Origin of the sequence: Rhodanobacter aciditrophus (assembly GCF_050026795.1) — a bacterium.
Taxonomy (GTDB): domain Bacteria; phylum Pseudomonadota; class Gammaproteobacteria; order Xanthomonadales; family Rhodanobacteraceae; genus Rhodanobacter_A.
Map to the genome: position 1 here is coordinate 472,778 of NZ_JALBWP010000011.1, position 24,024 is coordinate 496,801.

Annotated in this window: 21 protein-coding genes; 9 read left to right on the top strand and 12 right to left on the bottom strand. The window is 71.0% G+C overall.

Annotated elements, in window-relative coordinates; genetic code table 11:
• Nucleotides 1-7: 7 nt before the first annotated feature.
• On the bottom strand, nucleotides 8-3,199 hold the full coding sequence (locus tag ACQGNW_RS10875) for a ligand-binding sensor domain-containing diguanylate cyclase (protein ID WP_426663179.1): 3,192 nt from the start codon (nucleotides 3,197-3,199) through the stop codon (nucleotides 8-10).
• A 197-nt stretch (nucleotides 3,200-3,396) separates the two neighbouring features.
• On the opposite strand from ACQGNW_RS10875, the gene ACQGNW_RS10880 reads away from it, so the two are divergent.
• The 7 genes from ACQGNW_RS10880 to ACQGNW_RS10910 all read left to right on the top strand — a co-directional run bounded on the left by ACQGNW_RS10880 (nucleotide 3,397) and on the right by ACQGNW_RS10910 (nucleotide 8,519).
• Nucleotides 3,397-3,855 carry a PepSY domain-containing protein gene (locus ACQGNW_RS10880; RefSeq protein WP_426663180.1) on the top strand — a complete coding sequence of 153 codons (459 nt, stop codon included), beginning with the start codon at nucleotides 3,397-3,399 and terminating at the stop codon, nucleotides 3,853-3,855.
• Between the two features lie 149 nt (nucleotides 3,856-4,004).
• Nucleotides 4,005-4,832, top strand: a complete 828-nt coding sequence (gene dapD, locus ACQGNW_RS10885; protein WP_426663181.1) for a 2,3,4,5-tetrahydropyridine-2,6-dicarboxylate N-succinyltransferase — start codon at nucleotides 4,005-4,007, stop codon at nucleotides 4,830-4,832.
• Entirely contained in the window at nucleotides 4,829-5,185 is a 357-nt protein-coding gene (locus ACQGNW_RS10890) for a Spx/MgsR family RNA polymerase-binding regulatory protein (RefSeq protein ID WP_426663182.1), read from the top strand. Before dapD ends, ACQGNW_RS10890 begins: the two co-directional genes overlap by 4 nt.
• Nucleotides 5,186-5,188: 3 nt before the next feature.
• Complete coding sequence (locus ACQGNW_RS10895) at nucleotides 5,189-5,686, top strand: DUF2165 family protein (protein WP_426663183.1); 498 nt, start codon at nucleotides 5,189-5,191, stop codon at nucleotides 5,684-5,686.
• Nucleotides 5,687-5,690: 4 nt separating this feature from the next.
• On the top strand, nucleotides 5,691-6,755 hold the full coding sequence (locus ACQGNW_RS10900) for a VIT1/CCC1 transporter family protein (RefSeq protein ID WP_426663184.1): 1,065 nt from the start codon (nucleotides 5,691-5,693) through the stop codon (nucleotides 6,753-6,755).
• 55 nt (nucleotides 6,756-6,810) lie between these two features.
• Nucleotides 6,811-7,998 (top strand): succinyl-diaminopimelate desuccinylase, encoded by a 1,188-nt coding sequence (gene dapE, locus ACQGNW_RS10905; protein ID WP_426663185.1) that lies wholly within the window; start codon nucleotides 6,811-6,813, stop codon nucleotides 7,996-7,998.
• A 131-nt stretch (nucleotides 7,999-8,129) separates the two neighbouring features.
• The gene (locus tag ACQGNW_RS10910; protein ID WP_426663187.1) at nucleotides 8,130-8,519 is read left to right on the top strand and encodes an MBL fold metallo-hydrolase; all 390 of its coding nucleotides are present in this window, start codon (nucleotides 8,130-8,132) and stop codon (nucleotides 8,517-8,519) included.
• Here ACQGNW_RS10910 and ACQGNW_RS10915 read toward each other — a convergent pair.
• Entirely contained in the window at nucleotides 8,492-9,268 is a 777-nt protein-coding gene (locus tag ACQGNW_RS10915; RefSeq protein WP_426663188.1) for a DUF6597 domain-containing transcriptional factor, read from the bottom strand. The genes ACQGNW_RS10910 and ACQGNW_RS10915 overlap by 28 nt on opposite strands.
• Before the next feature lie 186 nt (nucleotides 9,269-9,454).
• On the opposite strand from ACQGNW_RS10915, the gene ACQGNW_RS10920 reads away from it, so the two are divergent.
• Entirely contained in the window at nucleotides 9,455-9,841 is a 387-nt protein-coding gene (locus ACQGNW_RS10920) for a DUF3224 domain-containing protein (RefSeq protein WP_426663189.1), read from the top strand.
• A 49-nt stretch (nucleotides 9,842-9,890) separates the two neighbouring features.
• Here ACQGNW_RS10920 and tatA read toward each other — a convergent pair whose 3' ends face one another.
• From tatA to ACQGNW_RS10970, 10 genes are all read right to left on the bottom strand, one after another.
• Nucleotides 9,891-10,097 carry a twin-arginine translocase TatA/TatE family subunit gene (gene tatA / locus ACQGNW_RS10925; RefSeq protein ID WP_426663190.1) on the bottom strand — a complete coding sequence of 69 codons (207 nt, stop codon included), beginning with the start codon at nucleotides 10,095-10,097 and terminating at the stop codon, nucleotides 9,891-9,893.
• Between the two features lie 12 nt (nucleotides 10,098-10,109).
• Nucleotides 10,110-10,757 carry a nitrous oxide reductase accessory protein NosL gene (locus ACQGNW_RS10930; RefSeq protein WP_426663191.1) on the bottom strand — a complete coding sequence of 216 codons (648 nt, stop codon included), beginning with the start codon at nucleotides 10,755-10,757 and terminating at the stop codon, nucleotides 10,110-10,112.
• Nucleotides 10,758-10,765: 8 nt separating this feature from the next.
• Nucleotides 10,766-11,599: an ABC transporter permease gene (locus tag ACQGNW_RS10935; RefSeq protein WP_426663192.1), complete on the bottom strand. Its 834-nt coding sequence runs from the start codon at nucleotides 11,597-11,599 to the stop codon at nucleotides 10,766-10,768.
• Complete coding sequence (locus ACQGNW_RS10940) at nucleotides 11,596-12,525, bottom strand: ABC transporter ATP-binding protein (protein WP_426663193.1); 930 nt, start codon at nucleotides 12,523-12,525, stop codon at nucleotides 11,596-11,598. The genes ACQGNW_RS10935 and ACQGNW_RS10940 overlap by 4 nt, the downstream gene beginning before the upstream one ends.
• Nucleotides 12,509-13,795: a nitrous oxide reductase family maturation protein NosD gene (locus ACQGNW_RS10945; protein ID WP_426663194.1), complete on the bottom strand. Its 1,287-nt coding sequence runs from the start codon at nucleotides 13,793-13,795 to the stop codon at nucleotides 12,509-12,511. The genes ACQGNW_RS10940 and ACQGNW_RS10945 overlap by 17 nt, the downstream gene beginning before the upstream one ends.
• 49 nt (nucleotides 13,796-13,844) lie before the next feature.
• A complete protein-coding gene (gene nosZ / locus ACQGNW_RS10950; RefSeq protein ID WP_426663195.1) occupies nucleotides 13,845-15,791 on the bottom strand; it encodes a TAT-dependent nitrous-oxide reductase in 1,947 nt (648 codons plus the stop codon).
• 18 nt (nucleotides 15,792-15,809) lie between these two features.
• Complete coding sequence (locus ACQGNW_RS10955; RefSeq protein ID WP_426663196.1) at nucleotides 15,810-18,002, bottom strand: 4Fe-4S binding protein; 2,193 nt, start codon at nucleotides 18,000-18,002, stop codon at nucleotides 15,810-15,812.
• Nucleotides 17,999-19,069, bottom strand: coding sequence for an FAD:protein FMN transferase (locus ACQGNW_RS10960; protein WP_426663197.1), 1,071 nt, complete (start codon nucleotides 19,067-19,069; stop codon nucleotides 17,999-18,001). Before ACQGNW_RS10960 ends, ACQGNW_RS10955 begins: the two co-directional genes overlap by 4 nt.
• 360 nt (nucleotides 19,070-19,429) lie before the next feature.
• The gene (locus ACQGNW_RS10965) at nucleotides 19,430-21,841 is read right to left on the bottom strand and encodes a penicillin acylase family protein (RefSeq protein WP_426663198.1); all 2,412 of its coding nucleotides are present in this window, start codon (nucleotides 21,839-21,841) and stop codon (nucleotides 19,430-19,432) included.
• The gene (locus ACQGNW_RS10970) at nucleotides 21,838-22,581 is read right to left on the bottom strand and encodes a phosphodiester glycosidase family protein (protein WP_426663647.1); all 744 of its coding nucleotides are present in this window, start codon (nucleotides 22,579-22,581) and stop codon (nucleotides 21,838-21,840) included. The genes ACQGNW_RS10965 and ACQGNW_RS10970 overlap by 4 nt, the downstream gene beginning before the upstream one ends.
• Nucleotides 22,582-22,880: 299 nt before the next feature.
• Between ACQGNW_RS10970 and ACQGNW_RS10975 the strand changes: the two genes are divergently transcribed.
• Entirely contained in the window at nucleotides 22,881-24,005 is a 1,125-nt protein-coding gene (locus tag ACQGNW_RS10975; RefSeq protein WP_426663199.1) for an outer membrane protein assembly factor BamB family protein, read from the top strand.
• The last annotated feature ends 19 nt before the right edge of the window (nucleotides 24,006-24,024 follow it).

A 24,024-nucleotide genomic window follows, 5' to 3' on the forward strand; every position in this document is an offset into this window, starting at 1 on the left:
GCGCATTTCAGGCGCCCGCCGGTTCCGCGCAGGTCCAGGAGGTCAGCACCGGCAGCGGTCCGGATGCGGGCAGACGGGCAAGTGTCGCACGCAGCGCGTCGATCGCGTTGCCGGCCGGAGGCGTCGCCACGGGCGCCACCCCGGCCCAGGCGTTGCGGCCCTGCCGCTTGGCCGCGTACAGGCATTCGTCGGCAACGTGCACCACCTGCTCCCAGTTCAGCCGATCCGGCTCGCTGGCGAAGAACGGGTAGCCGGCGAAGCCCACCGAGCAGCTGAGGTGCAGGTGCTGGCCGTTGCCGAGGTCGAAGCGCTGGCCGGCCACCGCCGCGCGGATGCGCTCGGCGAACTGCGGGCCGGCTCCCCGCGGGGCGTTGCGCGCCACGATCAGGAATTCCTCGCCGCCCCGGCGCACGGGCGTGTCCGATTCACGGGTCACCGACAGCAGCACGTCGCGGAACTGCAGCAGCACGCGGTCGCCGGTGGCGTGACCGTAGCTGTCGTTGATCTGCTTGAAATGGTCGATGTCCACCATCAGGAACAGCAGCTGCGCGCCGCCGCGGTCGCGACAGTGGCGGCGCGCGGCGGCCAGGTCGTGCTCGATGTGCTCGTTGAGGTAGCGGCGGTTCTTCAGGCCGGTAAGCGGGTCGGTGATGATCTGCTGGGCGAGCGCCTCGTTGGCCTGCTGCAGTGCCTGGTTGGCCCGGGCCAGCTCGCCGGTGCGCCGCGCCACCAGGGTGGCTAGTGCGCGGTTGCGCCGGCGCAACGCGGCGGAGCGCCAGCGCACCAGCAGGCTCAACGCCAGCATCCCCGTGGCGATCCACAGCAACCAGGCCCAGGCCGTGCGGTACCACGGCGGCAGGATGCGGAAGTCGAACGTGGCTTCCCGGCCCTGTCGGCCGTACACGTCGCGCGCCCTCACGTGGAAGCGGTAGCGACCGTCGGGCAGGTTGGTGTAGTCGCGGTAGGCGTCGACGCTCCACGGCGACCAGCCGCGGTCAAGGCCCTGCAGCCGGACCTGGTAGCGGTTGGCGTCGAAGTGGTCGTAGCTGGGCAGGGCGAACTCGAAGCGGATCGAGTTCTGCGCGTAGGGTATTTCCGGCGGCCGCGCGTCTGCCGGGTGGTCGACGAACAGCAGGCGGCCGCCTTGCCCGGCCACCATGCGCAGCAGCGTCTGCGGCGGCGCGCCCGGCAGCGGGGCGGATGCCGGGCGGTAGCGGAACAGGCCCTTGTCGCCGCCTATCCACACGGTGCCGTCGGCGTCGTCCAGGAACACGGACATGTCGCTGCCCGCCAGCGGCTGCAGTGGCGCGGCTTGCCAGCGCCAGCCCTTGCCGGCGCGGATGGCGTGGACGGTTTCCTTCGTGCCGTCGGCATCGGTGACGGCATACATCCACAGGCCGCCGCGGCGGTCCTGGTGCAACACGTCGATCGGTCGCGGGCCGTCGGGGAACAGGCCGGCGAACGCCGGGTCGACGGAGAAGCGGCCGCTCGCCTCGTCGAAGCGGTAGATGCCGTGCGGGGTGACGAAGCGGAGCGCGCCGTCGATCGTGACCAGGTCGTTCTGTTCCGGCGGCAGGCCGGCGGCGACGCCGAAGCGATCGACCTTGACGGCGCGTCCGTCCCTTGGCCCCTGCCAGTCCGGTGGCAGGCTCAGGCGGATCGCGCCACCGACCCACAGGCTCAGCCACAGATGACCTTCGGCGTCCGGCCGGATGGTGCGCACCTCCTGCTGCACCCCGGCGATGCGGCCTTCGTCGACCCAGCGATTGCCCTCGCGGCGCAGCGTGCCGATGCCGTCCTGGTAGCCCACGAACACGCGCGTGGGGTCGCGCGCGGAGCACCACAGCGCGAGCGCCGAGATCGACAGCGTGCTCTGGCGGGTGTCGAGCAATTGCCGGAACGCGTCGCCGGAGCCGGCGAACACGCCGTCGCTGCTGGCGACCAGTAGCTGGCCGTCGGCCTCGGCGAGGCCCCAGATCTGCCCTGTCACCTGCGGCAGCCGCTCGAAATGGGGGCCCGCGCCGCCCGCCAGGCGGTACAGGCCGTCGGAAGTGCCCGCGTAGAGCGTGCCGGCGTGGCGCCGCAGCGCCAGCACCGCGTCAGGCAGCCCGGCGCGCTCGCCGTACTGGGTCAGCGGCGAGCCGAGGTCGATGCGGCTGATGCCGTTGCCGGCGGCGATCCACAGGCCGCCTTCGCGGTCCTGGAACTGTGCCAGCATCATGTTCGTGGTGAGCCCGCTGCTGCGCGTCAGCGTGCGCAGCAGGCGGCCGTGCGCGTCGAGCAGGAACAGGCCGCCCCGCAGCGTGCCGGCGGCAAGCCGGCCGTCGGCCAGCCAGCTGGCGTTGTACAGCTGGCTTTTGCGGATCGCCGCGTCCGCCTCGGTGATCCAGGGCCGGAACGTGTCGCCGTGGCGGATGAACCAGCCCTGGGTGCGCGTACCCACCAGCAGGTCGCCCGGTTGCGCACCCGGTCCGCGCCAGGGCAGCAGCGCGTAGATCTTCTCGTCGGCGAAGCGGCTGCCGCCGGGCGACAGTTCCAGCCGCTCGCCGTCCAGTTGCATCAGGCCCAGGCCCGTCTCGCGGACGTACAGCGTGCCATTGACCAGGAAGCTGAGGTGGAAGGAGGTCTTCGGCTTCCACACCGTCATCGCGCCGTCGCGATAGCGGAACAGCTGCGTCGTGGTGGCGAAGAACACGCCGCCGCCCGTGGGATGGATCGACCACACGTCGGCGAAGTCGCGCTCGCTGGGCGGGATCTTGTCCAGCAGCGACACGAAGGCCAGCTGGCCGGAGGCGTCCGGCTTCAGGTAGCCCAGATTGCCCACCGTGCCCACGTAGATGCGGCCGTCCGCGCCCAGCGCCAGCGAGCGCACCGCGGCGCCGTTGGGCACCGGGATGCGCTGCCAGCGCGCGCCGTCGAAGGTCAGCACGGCGCCGTCGACGTTGCCCACGTAGATCACGCCCTGCCTGTCCTGCGCCACGGACCAGTTCTGCGCGGCGGCGCCGTAGCTTCTGGGATCGAAATTGCGGATGAAGGGCAGGCCCGCTTCGTTCGGCGTCGCCGATGCGCCGGCAGCGAGCGTGGGGGCCGCCGCCGGCGCCGGGCCGGCAGCCAGGCAGCACATCGTGAACGCCAGCACCCGGGCGAGGCGTGCGCGGCGTTTCCTCTGCTTTTCTACGGCGGCGGCCCTCTCATCCATCACAGTCTCGGGTTGGGCTGGCCGTTGCGGCGGGCCCGTACCGACCGGCAAGCAAGAGTCTTGCCGTACCCCTTATCGGCCGAAGGCGGCAAAGCTTGAGCGACGCCGGGAGCCGTTCCGGGGACGGGCGGGCACCGCTTCCGGTCGGCGGCACGATCTGGTTAAATGATAGCGATTCTCATTTGCTGGTTTGCCGCATGCCACCGATCCACCGCTTCCTCAAGGGCTGCCGACTCGTGCACCTCTATCTCGGCGTGTTCACGGCGCCGGCCCTGCTGTTCTTCGCGATCACCGGCGGCCTGCAGACCTTCGGCCTGCACGAGAGCGCCCGCGACGGCAGCCACGCGCCGCCGAAGTGGCTGGCGGTGGCGGCGCAGCTGCACAAGAAGCAGACCATGGATGTGCCGGTACGCAAGCTGCGCCCGGCGGCAAACGCGGCGTCCGTGCCAGCGGCGCGCCCGCTGGCCGGAACGGCCGCACGGAGGGCCGGCAACCCGCTGCCGCTGAAGATCTTCACCGCGCTGGTCGCACTGGCGCTGGCCGTGTCCACGCTGACCGGCCTCTACATGGCATGGCGATACACGCGCCATGCGGGGCGCGTCGTCGCGGTTTTCCTCGCCGGCGTCGCGGTGCCGCTGCTGCTCGCGCTGGTCTAGCCCGGGCCGCACCGGGCATCACCATCCGCGAACCTTGCGGGCGCCATGCCGCCTGCGCCGTGGGTATCCGGGCCATGGCGGTTCCCCCCGACGGCCCGGGCGGGCACAATGGCGGAGTTTTCATCGATTGATTTGGACGTCCATTCGCCATGCAGAGCATCGAATCCCTGATCGACGACGCCTTCGGGCGCCGCGACGAGCTGACCCAGGCCGAGGTCGAGACCCACCTGCGCCCTGCGCTCAACCAGGTGCTGGATCTGCTCGAGTCCGGCGAGCGCCGCGTGGCCGAACCGGACGGGCAGGGCGGCTGGAAGGTCAACCAGTGGCTGAAGAAGGCGGTGCTGCTGTACTTCCGCATCAACGGCAACCGCGTGGTCGACGGCGGCCCCGCACAGGCCTTCGACAAGGTGCCGCTGCGCTTCGCCCACGGCAACGACGCCGAGCTGCAGGGCCTGGGCGCGCGCGTGGTGCCCGGCGCGCTGGTGCGTCGTGGCGCGCATATCGCGAAGGACGCGGTGCTGATGCCCAGCTACGTCAACATCGGCGCCTACGTCGGGGCCGGCACCATGGTCGACACCTGGGCCACGGTGGGCTCCTGCGCGCAGATCGGCGCGGGCGTGCACCTGTCCGGCGGCGTCGGCATCGGCGGCGTGCTGGAGCCGTTGCAGGCCAACCCCACCATCATCGAGGACCACTGCTTCATCGGCGCGCGCTCGGAAGTGGTCGAGGGCGTGGTGGTGGAGAAGGGCAGCGTGATCGGCATGGGCGTGTTCCTCGGCCAGTCCACCCGCATCTACAACCGCATGACCGGCGAGATCGGCTACGGCCGCGTGCCCGCCGGCAGCGTGGTGGTGGCCGGCAACCTGCCCGCGAAGGACGGCTCGCACAGCCTGTACGCCGCGATCATCGTCAAGCAGGTGGACGAGAAGACGCGCGGCAAGACCTCGATCAACGAACTGCTGCGGAGCGGCGAATGAGCGCGACCATCTACGGCCTGACCACCTGCGACACCTGCCGCAAGGCGCGCAACTGGCTGGACCGTTTCGCGGTGCCGTACACGTTCGTGGACTATCGCGCCAACCCGGTGCCGGCGGCCACGCTGAAGGCGTGGGCGGCGCAGCTCGGCGGCTGGGAGGCGCTGGTCAACAAGTCCTCCACCACCTGGCGCAACCTGCTGCCGCAGCGCAAGAACCCGGGCACCGATCCGGAGTGGACGCTGCTGCTGAAGGAATATCCCGCGCTGGTCCGCCGCCCGGTGGTGCTGCAGGAGGACGGCAGCGTCAGCGTGGGTTTCAGCGACAACGGCTTCAAGAAGCTGTTCGGCCGCTGACGGATGATCGTGCGCCTGTGCAAGGTCGCGGTGCTGGCGGCGATCGCGCTGTGGATCGGGCTGGTCGCCTTCGGCAACCTCACGGACTACGCCAGCAACTGGCCATTCGTGCAGCACGTGCTGGCGATGGACACGATCTTCCCCGATGCGCAGATCCGCTACCGCGCTATCCATTCGCCGCTGCTGCAGCGCGCCGCGTACGCGCTGATCATCGCGGCCGAGACGCTGGCCGCCGCGCTGTGCTGGCTGGGCGTGTGGCGGCTGTGGCAGGCGCACCGCGCGACGGCAGCGGCGTTCCAGCGCGCCAAGCGCATCGCCGTGCTCGGTCTCGCCACCGGCGTGCTGCTCTGGCTGGGCGGCTTCGTGGCGATCGGTGGCGAATGGTTCGGCATGTGGATGTCCAGCCAGTGGAACGGCATCGAGAGTGCGTTCCGCTTCGCCATCGTGCTGCTGGCGATGCTGGTGTGGCTGGGCCAGCGCGACGACGAACTGGACGGCTGACGCAATGAGCGACCGCCGCACTCGCCGTTACCGCATCAACCTGCGCATCGAGCGCGACAACGCCGTGCTGTACGCGCGGCTGGCGGGGCTGGCCGCCGATCCGCGGCTGGCGCGCGCCTACCAGCGTATCGCCGAAGGCGAGCGCGCCAACGCCGCGTTCTGGGAATCGAGGCTGCGCGAGGCTGGGGTCGCCGTGCCGCCACCGCGCACCGGCGTACGCGTGCGCGTGCTGGGTTGGTTCGCGCGGGCCTTCGGCACCGAGTTCGTGATGCCGACGGTGGTGCGGCTGGAGCATGCCGACCACGACGCGACGCCGGTGGACCGCAGCGGCCACCGCGACCATTTCCTGCCGCCGCAGGCGCGTGCCGAGCGTGGCCACAGCCACCGCGCGCAGAGCGGCAACACGCTGCGCGCCGCCGTGCTGGGCGCCAACGACGGCCTGGTCTCCAACGTCAGCCTGGTGATGGGCATGGCCGGCGCCGCCGCCAGCGACCGTGCGGTGCTGCTGGCGGGGCTCGCCGGGCTGGTCGCCGGTGCCTGCTCGATGGCGCTGGGCGAGTGGCTCAGCGTGAACAGCTCGCGCGAGTTCTACCAGGCGCAGATCACCGAACGCGCCGAGCGCCTCGCAGTGGCACCGGAGGACGGCGTGCGCCACATCGCCGGCATCTACCGCGGCAAGGGCATGGACCACGCCGAGGCGGAGCACCTCGCCGGGCACCTCGCCGGAACGCCGCGCGCCGCACTGGACACCGTGGTGCGCGAGGACCTCGGCGTCGATCCCGACGAACTGGGCGGCTCGGCGTGGGGCGCGGCGGTGTCCTCGTTCTGCCTGTTCGCGTTCGGCGCGACGTTCCCGGTAGTGCCATACCTGTTCCTGCACGGCCACGCCGCCGTGCTCGGCAGCATCGCCGCCACCGCTGCGGGGCTGGCGGTGATCGGCACCGGCACCTCGTTGTTCACCGGGCGCGGCATGCTGTTCGCGATCGCGCGCCAGTTCGCCATCACCGTGGCCGCGGCGGCGATCACCTGGAGCGTGGGGCACCTGCTGGGAGCGGTGATCGCCGGCTGAGCGCCGTCGGCGCGCTGCTATGCTGCCGCATCGTCTTTGCCGACCCGCCGCCGCCATGTCCGACGTGCTCGATCTTGTCTGCGAACTGATCCGCCGCCGCTCGGTGACGCCGGACGACGCCGGCTGCCAGGCACTGCTGGCCGCACGGCTGCAGCGCGCGGGCTTCCGCATCGAGCATCTGCGCCATGGCGACGTGGACAACCTGTGGGCCGTGCACGGCGACGGCGGCCCGACGCTCGTTTTCCTCGGCCATACCGACGTGGTGCCGAGCGGGCCGGAGGCTTCGTGGCACAGTCCGCCGTTCGAGCCGGTGGTTCGCCTTTGCGATCTTCCTGATCGCGAGAATCGGAATGCGACCATCCATGGCCGCACCCTTCGTCTCTACGGTCGCGGCGCCGCCGACATGAAGGGCTCGGTGGCGGCGATGGCGGTGGCGCTGGAAGCGTTCGTGGCCACGCACCCGCGACATGCCGGCCGCGTGGCGCTGCTGCTCACCAGCGACGAGGAGGGCCCGACCAACCTCGACGGCGTGCGCAAGGTGGCCGAAGGTTTCCGCGCCCGCGGCGAGCAGATCGACTGGTGCGTGGTGGGCGAACCCTCGGCGAAGGAGAGGCTCGGCGACCTGATCCGCGTGGGCCGGCGCGGCTCGCTCTCCGGCGCGCTCACGGTGCGTGGCGTGCAGGGGCACGTGGCCTATCCGGAGAAGGCACTGAACCCGATCCACGCCTTCGCGCCTGCGCTGGCCGAGCTGGCCGCTGAACGCTGGGACGAGGGCAACGCGGACTTTCCGCCTACCTCGTTCCAGGTTTCCAACCTCAACGCAGGCACCGGCGCCAACAACGTGATCCCGGGCGAGCTCACCGCGCTGATCAACTTCCGCTACTGCACCGCCAGCCGCGCCGACGACCTGCGCACGCGCACCGAGGCGATCCTGTGCCGGCACGGCCTGGATTTCGTACTGGACTGGAACCTCTCCGGCGAACCCTTCCTCACGCCGCCGGACGGGCGCCTGCGCAAGGTGGTGGTGGACGTGTGCCGCGAGCTGTGCGGCGTCGAGCCCGCGCAGAGCACCGGCGGCGGCACCTCGGACGGCCGCTTCATCGCGCCGCTGGGTGCCGAGGTGGTGGAGCTCGGTCCGGTCAACGCCAGCATCCACAAGGTGGACGAATGCGTGGACGTGGCCGAGCTGGAACGCCTGCCGGATCTGTACCGGGCGATCTGCGAGCGGCTGCTCACCGGCTGATCGCGGCGGTTTCCGGCGCCGCCTGGTTTCGGCATGAGGCACGACACGCGGATCGAGTTCCGCGGCACGGCAGGCGCGGCTCCTGCCACCTGCCCGAGGCGGCCGGCCGGCGCATCCTGCTCGACCGCGGCATGGAGCAGGGCAGCCGCGACGCGGAAGCGCACAACGCGGAACCGTTCGCGTTCGATCCGGCGGCGATCGACGCGCTGGTGCTCAGCCACGCGCACACCGGCCCCGTCGGCCGCGTGCCGCTCCCGGTCGAGCGCGGCGGCGGCGGGCCGATATGCGCGCAGGCGGCCACCTGCGATCTGTTTCCCGTCATGCTGCCCGGTGCCGCCTCCCCGCCGAGCACAACGCCGCGCGCAAACCACGGGCACGCACCGCACGAACCGGAGGTCGTGCCGCTCTACAGCGCCGTGCGCCGAGGCGGCAGTCCGAATCATCCGCCGGTGGTGCTGGCGCAACCCGGCATGCAGCGGAAAGTTGAGCCGCCTCAACGCATGCTCTCGCGCCGCGCGTAACCGGCCGGCGAGCAGCCGACGAGGCGGCGGAAGTCGCGGATGAAGTGCGCCTGGTCGTAGTAGCCGAGCGCCAGCGCCAGCTCGGTCCAGGCCAGCGTGCGGCCCGCCTGCAGTTGCGCCACCGCCTCGTGCAGGCGGTAGCGTGCGATCACCCACTTCGGGCTGGCGCCCACGTAGTCGCGGAACAGCCGTTGCAGCGCGCGCAGGCCCAGACCTGCGTGTCCGGCCAACTGCTCGGCGCGCAGCAGCTCGCGGTTCGTCGCGGCCAGTGCTACCAGCTCGCGCGCCTGCGCCGCCAGCGGGTCGGGCGGCGGCAGCGTCGCCAGCAGCAGCGGCTCGACCAGCGCCGCCATGTCCGCGATGTCGGCGCAGCCGGGGATCGCCGGCACCAGCGCGTCGATCGCCGTGCCGAATATTTCATGCGCAGGCAGCGAGCGGTTCGCCAGCGCGCCTGCCGGGCGATCCAGCCACGGCCGCGCGCCGCCGGCGGCGAACTTCACCCCGAACACCGTCTCGCGGCCTTCCAGCACGCGGCGGAAACGGCCGTCGTGCACGCCCCACACGCGTGCCTCGCCGCGTTCGACCACCAGGTGCAGGTTCGGATGTGGCAGCGTCTCCTGCAGCTGCGGCGGACGGCCACGCAGGTCCCAGCGCACGCACCAGTAGTGCTCGACGAAGCCGGCCAGCGCCGGCGCGGGTGCCCGTCGCGCGTGCTCGAACGCGCCCTCGCCGAGGCGCGTGTGCAGCACGCCGCGCGGTGCACCGGCGGGATGTCGCGTTTTTCCAATCATCGGCGGGGCAGCACTGCTGGAATGCGTGAGCACGGCCATCATCATCGCAAAGGCCTCGCCGTGGCACGATGGCCCGGCCTGTTCGCCTTGCTGCCGCCGTCCGCCATGGCCGCGGCGGCGCCACCCCACACGGAGAGACACCCCATGCACGCCAGCGGTACGTTCACGGTGAAGCTGGAACCGCAGCCGCCCGCATCCGCCGACAGCGGATTGGGCCGCATGAGCATCGACAAGCGCTTCAGCGGCGACCTCGAGGCGCACAGCCTCGGCGAGATGCTGTCCTTCCGCAGCGTGGTGGACGGCTCGGCCGGCTACGTGGCGATGGAGCGCGTGGCCGGCGCACTGCACGGGCGGCGCGGCGCCTTCGTGCTGCAGCACTCGGGCACCATGGACCGCGGTACGGCCACGCTTGTCGTGGCCGTGGTGCCGGACTCGGGCACGGACGAGCTGACCGGGCTCGCCGGCACGCTGGCGATCCACATCGACGCGCAGGGCGGGCACTCGTACGCGTTCGATTACACCTTGCCCTGAGGCGCCGCGCCCGGAGGGATGCGGAACGCGACGCAGGCGCCGTGCGGCGTCACTGTCGCCCGGAACCCCGGCGATCGACGTCCGGCTCCGATCCGATGGACTCCGTGGGCCGCTCGTCGCCCTTGACGCCCTTGCGGAATTCGGCGACGGCGTGGCCGATGTCGCGCCCGGCATTGCGCAGTTTGCCGGTGCCGAAGACCAGGAGCACGAGGACGAGCAGGACGATCCAGTGCGAGACGCTGTCGAGTCCGAACATGGCGGGTTCCATTCAGTGGGAAAGGGCGGTTGGGGCAAAGATCGTGGCGCCGTGCGCCGGCGTGCCAGGCAACCGGGTGCCCGGCGACGGGGCAGCGCGGCAGGCCGGCAGCGCCGACGGCGCGGTCGCGGACGCCGAAGGACAGTGGTTCGCGAGCATCGCGACCAGCGCCGGGGTGACTTGCGCGAACCCGAGCACGGCGCCGCCGTGATCCGCCACGAAGGCCGTGGCGGCCGATCGCGTGGCAAAGGACGCCAGCGTGGGCCCCATCGATCCGGGCATCGGTTGCCAGGCCACGTAATACGCGTGGCGGGCGTCGATGAAGCTCGCCGCCGCGCCGTTTGGGTGCCGCCAGTCGATGCGGGCGCTGTCCTGCACGTAGAGCGCCTGTACGCCCGACTGATGCTCGGGCTGCAGCACCCAGGCGAAGAAATCCCGGGTGGAGTCGAACACCAGGGGACGGGAGCGGCCCTCCACCCAGGCCTGCGCGCGCGGCCCCGGCGAACCGTCCAGATACATGCCGCAGACGGCGCAGGCATCGTCGGCGTGGACGTCGACGGCCGGAGGGGCGGACGCTGGCGTCCTGCCGCAGCCAGACAGCGTCGCGACCAGCGCGCACAGCACGAAGGCAAACAGCGGTGGCAGCGGGCGGCTCGACATGGCGATCCTCAGATTTCCTTGCGGCGGAAGGCGAGCATGGCCAGCGCGAACGGCAGCGCGATCCACGCCAGTTGCGAGGCCAGCAGCAGGGCGGGCGGATAGGCGTGGCCGGCGGTCATGCCGGTCAGCAGGTCGTTGCCGGCGCCGTTGCCCAGGGTGCCGAGGATGGACAGGCGGAAGGTGTCGACGGGATTGAGCAGCAGCAGCCAGGGATAGGTCGCCCGTTCCACCGGATTGCCGCCGCTGGCCACCAGCAGCGCCAGCAGCGCCAGATCGAACAGCACCACGCAGGCCAGCCAGCCGATCAGGGCGAGCCCGGCGGCGCGGGCCTTGTCGCTGGCGCGGACGCTGATGAGGCAGCCCAGCGCCACGAAGCTGGCGCCCAGCAGCGTGGCGCTCGCCACGAAGTGCGCGATGTTCCCGTAGTCGGCCGGCGTGGCGGCGTCGGGCCGCATCGCCAACGTCACCGCGATGGCGCCGCCGAAGCCGGCCAGCGTGGCGACGGCCAGCGCGGCGCAGTGGCCGATGAACTTGCCGGCGACCAGCTGGCCGCGCCCGAGCGGATAGCTGAGCAACAGCAGCAGGGTGCCGTCGCTGCGCTCGCCGACCACGGCGTCGTGGGCGATCAGCAGCCCGATCAGCGGGATCACGAACGCGCCCAGCGTGGTGAGGCTGGCCAGCGTCGCGTCGAACGAAGCCAGGCCGACCCGGCCCGCGGCGGCGCTGCCGAACCAGGCGATGCCGAGCGCGAGCAGGGCGAACAGCACGCTGACCGCCAGCGTCCAGCGGCTGCGGAAATCGTCGCGGAATTCCTTCCAGGCGATGGTGAGGATCGGATTCATGCCAGGGCCTCGGCGGCAACCGCGGCACGGTTGCCCAGGTGGTCGTAGAGCTGGGTCAGCGAAGGGGCGCGCACGTCGAGGTCGGCCACCGCCGGATCGGCCAGCAGTTCGCGCAACACGGCGAGCTTGCGCGCGCGCGGCAGCTCCAGTTCGAGGCGGCCGTCGGTGCGCGTCAGCACGCCGAGACCGCGTGTCGCCAGCCGCAGCTGAAGCCCGTCGGCGGTGCCCGCGTGCGCCATCAGCACCACGCGGGCGGGCAGGGCGGTTTGCGCATCGAGTTCGGCGAGGCTGCCGGCGGCCAGCAGGCGTCCCTGGCGCAGGATCAGCGCGCCGTCGATGTGCGGCTCCAGTTCCGCCAGCAGGTGCGAGCAGATCAGCACCGTGCGCCCTTCCGCGCGCAGCTCGCCGAGGAGCCGGTAGAGCTCGCGGGTGGCTTGCGGATCGAGGCCGGTGGTGGGTTCGTCGAGCAGCAGCAGCGCGGGGGAACCGAGCAGGGCCTGGGCCAGTCCCAGTCGCTGGCGCATGCCCTTGGACCAGGTGCCCACGCGCCGGTCCGCGGCGTGGGCGAGGCCCACGCGCTCCAGCAGTGCCACCACTTGCTTCCTGGGCGCCCGCTTGAGGCGGGCGAGGTAGTCGAGCAGCTCGCGGCCGGTGAGGTTGGCGTAGAACGTCGCGCTCTCGGGCAGGTAGCCGATGTCGCGGCGTTGCGCGGGCGCCCCCCAGGGCGAGCGGCCGAGCACGTCGAGGCGTCCGCCGCTGGGGCGGATCAGGCCGAGCACCAGCTTGATCAGCGTCGACTTGCCGGCGCCGTTGTGGCCGAGCAGGCCGATCACCTTGCCTTGCGGCACGCAGCCGCTGATGCCGTCCAGCGCGGCCAGCGCGCCGTAACGTTTGCACAGGGCCTCGAATTCAATCGCGTGGTTCATGGTCGACTCGCAAGGGTGCCGGGGCACGCATCAGCGGGTGGCTGTCCTGCACCGCGGCCGGCGTGAACACCGGGAAGGCGCGTTGCACGTAGCGCATCAGCAGGATCGACGGGCTGGACATCAGACTGCGCGCCGCCGGGTATTTCCACAGCAGCACGTCGACGCCGTCGTTGGGCCGGAACGGCACGTCGCCGATGCCGTCGCCGTCCAGGTCCCAGCCGAGGTAGTCGCTCCAGAAGTTGCCGCGGCCGCGCTCGGACCACTCCTGGGCGAGGTTCTGCGCGTACTTCACCTGCACGCGGTTGCCGATGAAGCGGTTGTCCCACACCTGGTTGTGCTCCGAGCCAGCGGTCATGTGGATGCCGATCTGGGAGTCGGCGACGAGGTTGTCGTGGATCGCGTTGAACTGCGAGAGGTAGACGAACAGGCCCTTGCCTTCGCCGCCATCGACGGGCTGGCCGTCGATGCCGCGCTGGCCGGTGACGCCGCGCACCGTGTTGCCGGCGAATTCGCTGTAGGAGATGTAGTTGAGCAGGAACCCGTAGGCCTGGTCGCCGTCGCTGGTGTTGCCGACCACCCGCAGGTGGTCGGAGGCCATCAGCGCGTAGCCGGCGAGGTTGCCGCGGCTGACGTTGCCGATCAGCCGGTTGTGCTGGGAATACATGTAGTGGACGCCGTAGCGCACGTCGTGCACCACGTTGCCGGCGATGGTGTTGTGCGAGCTGACGTAGACGTAGATGCCGTCGCGCGTGTCGGCCACGTCGTTGTCCGCGATCAGGCAGCCGGTGTCGTTCCACAGGTGGATGCCGTCGCCGCGGTCGGCCACGCGCAGGCGGCGGATGCCGCGCACGGTGTTGTGCCGCACCCGCACGCCGGCGGCGCCGTCGAGGTAGATGCCGAACAGGCTGTCCTCGACCGTGTTGCCTTCGATGGCGACGTCATGCGCACTGCGCTCGATGTAGATGCCGGCGTTCATCGCGGTGAGGTCGGTGCCGCTGGCGCGCACTTCCAGGTTGCGCACCACGACATGGTCGGCGGTGATGCGCAGCACGTCGCCGCGGCCGTCGCCGTCGAGGATCGCGCCGGGCTGGCCGGCCAGGGTCAGCGGCTTGTCCAGCCGCAGGTGGACGTGATGCACGCCGGCGGGCACCTCGATCACGGCGCCCGGCGCGGCGGCCGCCACGCGTGCGGCCAGGTCGTCCGCGGCACGCACGCAGGGCACCGCCAGTGCGGCGGCCAGTACCGGGATGAGCAGGCGGGCGAGGGACATGGCTGCGCAGGTGCGGCGCCGTCGCGGGCAACGACGGCGCCGCCGGGCCTCAGGCTTCCACCAGCATGCGGCCCTGCATTTCCATGTGCATGGCGTGGCAGAAGAACGTGCAGTAGTACCAGTACACGCCGGCCTTGTCGGCGGTGAAGGTCACCGACGAGGTGGCGCCCGGGCTGATCTCCATGTTGATGCCGTAGTTGGCGATGCAGAAGCCGTGGGTCACGTCTTCGACGGCATCGATGTTGGTCACCACCACGGTCACCTCGTCGCCCTTCTTCACCTTGAAGTGGTTGAGGCCGTAGATCGGTGCGGCCGAGGTCATGTAGACGTAGACCTTGCGTCCCTCGCGGATCACCTTGCTGTCGGCCAGCACGTTGATGCCGTGGCGCTTGGCCATGGCCACGGTGTCGGCGAAGTACGGATCGTTGCGGTCCCATACGCGCTTGACCTTGTCGAGCAGGTAGCGGCGGTGCAGCAGGATCACGTCGTGCGGCTCGGCGTAGACGGGGCCGTCGGCGACCAGTTTCATGGTGTCGCCGGAGATGTCGATCAGCTGGTCGTTGTCCGGGTGCAGCGGGCCGGTGGGCAGGAAGCGGTCCTTGGAGAACTTGTTCAGCGAGACCAGCCATTTGCCGTCGGCGTCGCGCGTCTCGCCCATCGAGGTGTGGCAGTGACCGGGCTGGTAGGCCACATCGATCTTCTGGCGCAGGTAGTTGACCTTCTTGCCGTTGTGCGCGGCGATCGCGTCGGCGATGTTCCACTTGGCGATCTGGCTGTCGATGAACAGCGTGGTGTAGGCGTTGCCGCGGCCGTCGTAGGCGGTGTGCAGCGGGCCCAGGCCGATCTCCGGCTCGGCGACCACGGCATCGCGCGGGTCTTTCAGCTTGCCGGCGAAGTAGTCGTCGATGCGGCTCCATTCCATCACCGACACCGTGGGCGACAGCTTGCCGTTCGCCACCACGTACTTGCCGTCCGGGCTGGCGTTGACACCGTGCGGGTTCTTCGGGATCGGGATGTAGAGCGTCAGCGGCGAGCCGTGCCGGCCGTCGAGCACGGGCACCTTGGAATCGCCGATGGTCTTGAACTGGCCCGCCTTCACCGCCGCCTCGATGCGCGGGATGTTGAACACCACCACCCAGTCGCGTTCGGCCTCCATGGTGGCCGACAGATCCATGCCCTTTTCGCTGTTGTAGCAGGAGGAGATCGCGTACTTGCCGGTGTAGTCGGTCTCGGTGTTGTCGAGGTTGCCGTCCACCAGCACCTGCCAGGCGACTTCCATGGTGTCGCCGTCGATCGCGCTGAACATGGTCTGGTACTTGTCGACATCCTCCAGCGCATGGCCGTCGTTGGGTGCCGGGATCAGGAACTCGCCGTTGGCGAACACGTAGCCGGTGCGCGGCACGCGCTGCACGCGCAGGCCATGGATCGACTGCACGTTGGGGACGTTGACGATGCGGTCGGTGCGCATCACGTCGCAGCGTATGCGCGCCACACGCGTATGCGCCTTGTCGTTGACGAACACGTAGCGGCCGTCGTACTGGCCGTTGGTCTGGCTCATGTGCGGATGATGCAGGTCGCCGCCGGGCGGGAAGTTCGGCCCGAGTACGCGCTTGCTCTCGTTGGTGACGCCCCAGCCGATGGTGAAGTCCGGGTTGAACACCGGGATGCGCATCAGTTCGCGCATCGACGGCACGCCGTACAGGCGGACCTCGCCGGATTGGCCGCCGCTCCAGAAACCGTAGTACTCGTCGAGCTGGCCGGGCGGCACGTGGTCCTCGGGCTCGCCCTTGGCCGCGGCCGAGCCTGCCCCGGCCGGTCCGGCAGCCCCGGCCGCGCCCGGGTGCTCGCCCGGCCGGCCGCAGCCGGCCAGCGCCAGGCCCGCCGCGCCTGCCAGGCCGGCGAGTGCGCTGGTCCTCATGAACTGTCGGCGCGCGGGGTTGCCGGGCGCGGCCATCAGGTCGTGCTGACGGGGTTCGTTCTCGGTGTCGTCATGCATGGCGATTCATCCATTCGGTCAGGTGGAGGTGGCTTGTTCCGTTGCGGGTTGCGGCGTCTGCGCGCCGGTCACCAGCACCGGCGTGGGCAGCGGTCGTGCGGCGCGTTCGCGCTTCTTGCGGCGTTCGACCAGCGGGGGGCACTTGTGGTCGTTGTTGTAGGTCACCTGACAGTCCAGGCAGTAATGGCATTCGTTGAAGTTGATCTGGCCGATCTGGTTGATCGCGCGCACCTCGCATTCGTTGGCGCAGATCTGGCACGGGCGGCCGCATTCCTTGCGCCGGCGCAGCCACTCGAACAGGTGGAAGCGGCCCGATATCGCCAGGCCAGCGCCCAGCGGGCACACGTAGCGGCAATAGAACTTGTTGTTGAACGCGGACACCGCGACCAGCGCCAGCGCGTACAGCAGGTAGCCCCAGGAACGGGCGAAGTGCAGCGTGATCGCGGTCTTGAACGGCTCCACCTCGGCGTAGTGCTCGGCGGTGGCAAGCGATTGCAGCGACAGGCCGAACAGCACCAGGAGGATCAGGTACTTGATCGCCCACAGCCGCTCGTGCACGTACTGCGGCAGCTCGAATTGCGGCACCCTGAGCCTGCGCGCCAGCTTGTTCACCAGCACCTGCAGGGCGCCGAACGGGCACAGCCAGCCGCAGTAGACGCCGCGCCCGAGCAACAGCAGCGTGGCGGCGACGAACACCCACAGGATGAAGATCATCGGATCCATCAGGAAGGTGGACCAGCGGAAGCCGTGCAGCGTCGCCTGGATGAAGGTGAAGATGTTCACCACCGAAAGCTGCGCCAGCCCGTACCAGCCGATGAACACCAGCGTGTAGACGAGGTAGCCCACGCGGACGCGTTCGAGCAGGTGCGGGTACTTCACCAGCCAATCCTGGAAGGCGAGGATCAGCGTGAGCACGCCCAGGCCGGCGAGCAGCAGCGCGATGTCGACCCGCCGCCCGTACCAGACGCGTTGCCACAGCGGCGCGTCGGCGGGCAGCGCGATGCCGGACGCGGCGCTTGCCGGATGGGTCGTGTAGTCGGCCGGCATGCGGTAGTCGCGGGTGAAGGTGTGGTACAGGCTGCGCAACGGCCCGATCTGGCGGTTGACCAGCAGCTGCAGCGTCCAGGGGCGGGTGGCGTCGAAGCCGGTGGCTGCGTGGTGGACGATGAACACCGCCTGCTCGGCGAAGGCGGGCTCGCCGCGCAGCACGGCATCGCCCATCGGCACCAGGTCGGCGTCCTTGAACAGCACCAGCTTGCCGTCCTGCAGCAGGTGCAGGCGGTCGAAGATGCCGCCGCGCACGTAGCCCAGTCCCTTGAACGAGTAGATGCCGTTCGCCATCGCCGCCACCGCGGTGTCGCCCGGCTGCAGCCGCTTCGCCAGATCCGCCCAGGCCGCGTCGCCCAGCAGGTTGCGGCCCACGACGGGCGGCGTGACGTCGGTGAACCACAGGTCGATGAAGGTGTCGGCGCCGTGGCCCGCGGCCGGTGGCGCCGTGGGGTCGTCCACCAGGCCACTCTCGGGCTGGCCGCGGAACGCCGCGGCGACCTGCTGCCGGCTCAGGTGCAGGTGCCCGATGGCGCCGTGGGCGACCAGCGACGCCCAGTCGGCCGGGCGGTAGTTGTCCTGGCGTACCTGGTTCGCCGGCCGGCCTGCGCCGGTGGCGGCGCCGGCGATCACGTGGCGGGAGGCGGCCACCTTCAGCGCCGCGTTCATGATCGTCTCGTTGGCGACCATCGAGGTCACGGTGGCGCTGCTGATCGCGTCGATGTGCACGTTGCCGTCGCCGCTGCCGACCACGATGCGGTCGTCCACGCGGTGGCCGACGTAGCGCGCCACGAAGTCGTACAGCCGCTGCACCGGGATGCCGACCAAGAGGATGGGCTCGGACTGCTCCAGCACGCGCGTGTCGCGGATCGAGCCGTCGGCGCCGATGGCCACGAGGATGTTGATCGGCTTGCCCGAATAGGCCGGCACGGGCGCCACCATCGCCGTCTCGAACGCGTAGCCAACGACCTTGTCGCCGCGGTACACGGCCGCCGCCGGCGGCGTGCCCTCGATGTCGCCGAAGCGGGTGGCCTCGGGAAAGGCCTTGCGCAGTTCCGGATATTTCGCGTCGATGCCGGCGATCGCCGCGGCGGCGGGCAGCCACAGTGCCAGCGCCAGCAGCAGGCGGGCGAGCTGGCCGGCGTTGCTCCGCAGCGCCTTCATGCGGGTACCGCCTCGCCGGCGATCAGCGGCAGTTCGCGGGAGCGCCAGCGGCGCACGCCATCGCGCGAGAACGCCAGCCAGCGGTGCCCCTGCGCCGACATCAGTGCGGACAGCCTCGGCAGCGCCAGCGAGAACGACGCGGTGCTCATGCCGTCGGCGAGCATCGAACGCTCGGCCAGCACAGTCACGCTGGAATAGTCGAGCGGCGAAAGGCCGGTACGCGGGTTGACGATGTGGAACAGGCGCCGGTCGGTGGAGAAGAACACCCGGTAATTGCCCGACGTGGAGATCGCTGCGTTGCGCACCTGCAGCACCGCAGCCACCCGGCTGGTGTCGCGCGGGTCGACGATGCCGACGTTCCAGTGCCGGCGGGGATCGTTGCCGCACATCGCGTGCACGTCGCCGCCGGCGTCGACCAGCCCGTATTCGATGCCGGCGGCACGCAGGGTGGCGGCGCCCTGGTCGACCACGTAGCCCTTGGCGATGCCGTCCAGCGTCACCGCCATGCCGGGGCGCAGCAGGCGCGCGCCGAGCGCATCGAGCTGCACGCCGCGGTAGTCCACCAGTTGTTCGCGGCGCTCGATCACCCGGTGCTCGCGGGCATCCACGCCGGCCGTGCCGCGCAGCGTCTCGAAGTAGCGCAGCACGGGCAGCACGGTGACGTCGAACGCGCCCTCGGTCTGCGCCGACAGCGCCAGCGCCTGGCGCAGCACGGCCAGCAGATGGGGCGGAACCACGGCAAGGCTGCCCTCGCGGTTCAGGCGCACCAGCGGGCTGGCGGCGTCGAAGCGGCTCAGCTCCGCGGCGACGGCGGCCATGTGGGCGAACGCGGCATCGATGGCCGCGCCCGCGGCGTGGGGGTCGCTGGCCAGCGCGGTGATCGCCACGGAGGTACCCATCAACGTGCGCTCGCGGCGCACTTGCCACAGGCTGGTGCCCAGCCTGGCCAGCGACCAGCCGCCACCGGCGAGCAGGCCGCCCAGCAGTGCGGACTGCCCGACCAGCTTCAGCCAGCGACGACGCGGTAGCGAGTTCGGTTCGGCGGATGGATCGCGCAAGCGACGCATGGCAGAGCTCCCGGTCGAGGGGTTGGGCGGTGTGGCGAGGCGCCGGGCGACGACGCCGTCGGGCCTGGCTGGTATGCGGCGGCTGGTGAAACGTCCGGCGGGGCGGCCGAGGGCAAGCAGCTGCAAGGTCAGCAGGACGGATCATGGGCAGCCCGGTGCCCCGCCTCCTTGATCACCGTCAAGAGTGCTCGCTACGGCGTGTGGCCGGTTGCCACAGGCAGCTGACGCGCGCAAAGGCAAGGGCGCCGTGCGGCCGGGGCTGGTCCGTGGATGTTTCCCGCAGGGCGGGGCGCGGGAGCAGCGCGTCGCATCGACGTGCTTGCAGCCGGGTTCCGTCGCGCTGGATGCAGGCGGCGTGGCTCAGTCGGCCGCGGGCGCCAGCGTCAGCGTGTGTTGCGCGGGACCGGGCAGCAGCGGGGCGGGTCGGCCGCGCACCCAGTCCGCGTGGCCGGCGCCGTAGTACGGCGACAGCGGGTTGTCGCTCTGCCCGCCGGGCATTTCCAGGATGCCTTGCGCCTCGTGGCCGGGGGACACGTCGAGACGTTCGGAAGCGCCGAAGCCGGGGCGCGCCACGCGCGGCATGTTGTCGTCGCCGGGCAGTTCGTCGTCGGGCATGTCGAGGAAGTACGCGGCGAAGCCGGGCAGGGCGCGCGACAGCGGGTGGTCGATGCCGGCATGGTTGAGCTCGCCCCAGCGGCGTGCCGCGAGGCCGCCGGGTTGCCTGCCGAGCGTGTCGGCCACCCGGCGCGCCGCGGCGAGCAGCAGTGCGTGCCAGTCCGCGTATTGCGGATCGAGCAGGTTCATCGGCTGGCGTTGCACGAGCGTCCACACCGCGGCCTCGGGATCGCCGAGGCCGGGCCACGCGAAATCGGGATACTTCGCCTTGACGCGGGCGGCGAACGGCGCCAGCGCCGCATCGTGCACCGCATCGCGGAACGCGCGCACCAGCCGGTAGTCCACGCTGTCCGGATCGGCACGGTTGCGCCATGCGGCGGTGAGTCCGCGCAGCTCGCGCAGCGCCGGCTCCCGCGTGCCGGCCAGGGTGTCCTGCAGCAGGCGCTGCCAGCGGGTGAGGAACACCGCACGATCGTCGAGCTGGATGTCGAGCAGGTTGCCGGGCGTGAAGTCCGCGAGCGCGAACAGGTCGTCGCGAATCTGCCGCGCCCGTGCGCCGAGATCGTGGCCGCCGTTGCCGAGCAGGGCCAGCGCATCGCCGCTTGTCGTGCGGTTGTTCGCGGTCCACAGGCGGCCGTCGGCGGGATCGAGGATCCGCGGGTATTGCGCGGGCGCGGCCCAGCCGGTCCAGCCGGTACCCGCTTGCGACCAGTCGGCGGGTCGCTGCGGGTCGAAGCCCGCGCGCAGCGGGATGCTGTTGCCGGCGATGGTCCAGCCGATGTGGCCGGCGCTGTCGGCCACCAGGATGTTCTGCGGCGGCATGCCGAACGTGGGGGCGAGATCCAGCGCGGCGGCGGCGCTGGCGGTGCGTTCCAGCTGGATCAGGCCGAGGTTGTAGCTGCGCGGCTGCTGCGCGATCCAGGCCAGCGCCAGCGGAGCGCCATCGGTGTCCTGCGCCATGATCGGGCCCCAGCGCGTGTCTTCCACCGTCAGCGTGCGCGGCGCCGCGCCCTTCACGCGGATGATTTCCTCGTGCGTCTGCAGCCGCGCCCAGCCGCCGGGCACCCTGTAGCGCGAGGGATCGTGCGGATCGCGCTCGACGCGCACCCAGTCCATCCAGTCGTCGTAGCTGTTGGTGAAGCCCCAGGCGATCTGGCCGTTGGAACCCATCACGATCGCGGGCGTGCCGGGCAGGCTGACGCCTGCCACCACCCGCTCGCCGTGCGGGGCGGTGGGGTCGGGATAGCGCAGGCGGGTGCGGAACCAGGTGCCGGGCACGCGCAGCGCCAGGTGCATGTCGTTTGCCAGCATCGCCGCGCCGGTGTCGGTGAGGCGGCCCGCCACCGCGAAGTTGTTGCTGCCGGGCCGGCGCGCGTCGCGGCCCGGCGCGAGCACGGCGGCGAGATCGGCGACCGGCTTCGCCGCGGGCAGGGCGCGCAGGTCGAACGTGCCGGCGTCGGGCGGCACCGGCTGCGGCGACAGCGGTCCCTCGAGCGGCGCCTCCCACCCGGGATCGGGCGCGAGCAGGAAATCGACCAGCGGTCCGGGCAGCGCCGCGCGCATCTCGGCGATGCGCAGCTCGCGCGTGTCGCGGCCATGATGGTTGAGGTCGAGGTACATCGCCGCGATCACCAGCAGCGTGTCTTCCGAACGCCACGGCTGCGGTTTCGCGCCCAGCAGCAGGTACTCCCAGGGCCGTACGCGCAGCGCGGCGAGGCCGGCGTTGACGCCGTCGCGGTAGCGGTCGAGCTCCCGCCGCTGCGCGGGCGGCAGGCGTGCCAGGACCGCCTCGGCCACCGCGCGCAGGCGGTGGCGGCGATGGTCGAGGTCGGCGGCCAGCGCCGCCGGGCCGACCAGCGCGGCCAGTTCGCCCGCGGCGACGCGGCGGCTCAGGTCCATCTCGAACCAGCGTTCCTGCGCGTGCACGTAGCCCAGCGCGAAATCGAGATCGTCGCGATTTCGGCCGGTGAGCGTGACGCTGCCCAGCGCGTCGCGCTGGATCGTCACCGGCGCGTGCACGCCGGCCGTGCGCACCTGCCCGTCCAGCCGCGCGCGGCTGCCGGCGAGCAGGTACCAGCCCGCGCCGGACGCACCGAGCAGCAGCGCGGCCACCGCGAGCAGCAGGGCGCGCCACCAGCGCAGGCGGCGCAGCCTCATTGCGGCACGAACACCGCGAAGATGCCCGCGTACGGCTTGACCAGGAAGGCCGGCGCGCCGGCGTAGCCTTCGCCGTTGACGAAGATCTGCGAGATGCTGCCGTCGAGGTACAGCGCGTCGCGGCAGCCGAGCTTGTCACGGAACAGCTGCGCGAAGCCGTGGAAGTTCACCGGCACCTCGCTCACCGCGAACACCACCTCGGTGGGCGTCCTCGCGCAGACGCCGCTGCGCCATTTCAGGCTGCCCGAGTCGTCCTCGAACCGCGGGTTGAGCTGGCCGTCGATCACCAGCATCGGACCGGACTGCGTGGCCCAGCGCACCGGCTTGCCGTCGGCCTTGAAGTCGGCGCTGGTGCGCACCGCGGCGTGGCCGTCGGGGTAGATCGCGAACACGCCGTTCGGCAGCAGCGAGAAGTTGCCGGAGGCGGGATTGCCGTGCGCCATGTTCAGCGGCACCAGGGTCCTGCCGTCCTCCACGTACAGGCCCAGCGGCGCGTTCCGGCGGTCGTAGATGCCCGCGTTGGTGGCGAACAGCAGACGCCGGCCGTGCGCTTCGCCCCATTGCTGCAGCGTCTCGATGTCGCCATAGGCCTCGCCGCTGGCCGGGTCGCGCCAGTGCAGGCTGAGCGGATCGCGCTTCAGGTCCAGCGTCACCACGCGGTAGTTCTGTCCGTCGAAGCTCAGCTCGCGGCTGCTCGGCGCCCGTGCCGTGGCGTTGCAGCCGGCGATTCCCACGGGCATCAGCGCCAGCAGCAGCCAATGCCGCAGGTGGATGCCGAGGCGGGGCGGACGTCGGGCGTGGAGAGGCGGCTTGCGCATGCGGCGATGGTCGCCGGCCAGCGCTTGCCGGTGCAAGTCCGTGCCGGTCGCCATGCACCGGGTCCGGCATGTGCGACACGCAGGCCCCTCCAGCCACGGGCGCGGTCGGGAGCTGCCCGGAATGCGTTATGGTCCGTGCGGTTTCAACCACGATCGCAGGGGGGCGCATGTCGAAAGGTGTCTGGAGGTGGGCAGGGATGGCCATGGCGGCGGGCTTGTCCGTGGCTTCGCCGTCGTGGGCGGCGGAGATGTTCCGTTGCGACGCCGCGCACAGTGGCGTGTGCAGGACGGCGGGCCTTCGCGCGGCGCTCCTCGACGAGCAGCATCTCGCCGAACCGCCGTTGGCGTGGCGGTTCCGGACGGGAAGCCTCAACCGCTCCAGCCCGGTCGTCGCCGACGGCACGGTCTACGTGGGCAGCGACAACGGCAGCATGTATGCGTTGCGCGCCGATACGGGCAAGGCGATCTGGACGTTCCACACCGGCGGCGCGTTGAACTCCTCGCCGGCGGTCGCGGCGGGGACGGTGTACTTCACGGGCGGAGACGACGGCGTTTACGCGTTGAGCGCGGACAAGGGCCGGCGGCGCTGGGTGTTCCGCGCGGGCAGGGCCCTGCCCGCGCCGGCGCACGGCTTCGATTTCTTCCGCTCCTCGCCGGTGCCGGTCGATGGCGTGGTGTACGTGGGCAGCCGCGACGGCAACGTCTATGCACTGGATGCAGCGGACGGTCGCCGCCGGTGGGCGTTCCGCACCAGGGCGCGCGTGGATGCCACGCCTGCGGTGGCAAACGGCGTCGTCTACGCGGGCAGCATGGACGGCAACCTGTATGCGCTGGATGCGCGTGACGGCCATCTGCTGTGGAAATTCAAGACCGAGGGCAACGCGGATTTCCCGCTGGGCGAAGTGCAGTCTTCGCCTGCCGTGGCGGATGGCGCCGTGTATTTCGGCAGCCGCGACGGCCACCTCTATGCGCTGGATGCCAGGACCGGCGCCAGGCGCTGGGCGTACGACAACGGCGGTGCCTGGATCCTCGCCAGTCCGGCCGTGGCGCATGGCGTGGTGTATGCCGGCGGCTCCGATTCGCAGAACGTGTTCGCCCTGGATGCCGCCACCGGCAAGAAGAAGTGGGACTACAAGGCGGCGGGGCGCGTGTTCTCCTCCCCGGTGCTGGTCGGCAGCGTGCTCTACGTCGGCACCGCGAACACCTACCTGATGTTCATCGACCCGGCCAACGGCAAGCCGATGGGGGGCAAGCTGGCCGAGGGACCGGTATACGCGTCCGCCGCCGTGCACGACGGCAGCGTGTATTTCAGCAGCGACGACGGCTACGTCTATGCGCTGAGGTGACGCCGCGGCCCGGCGCCCC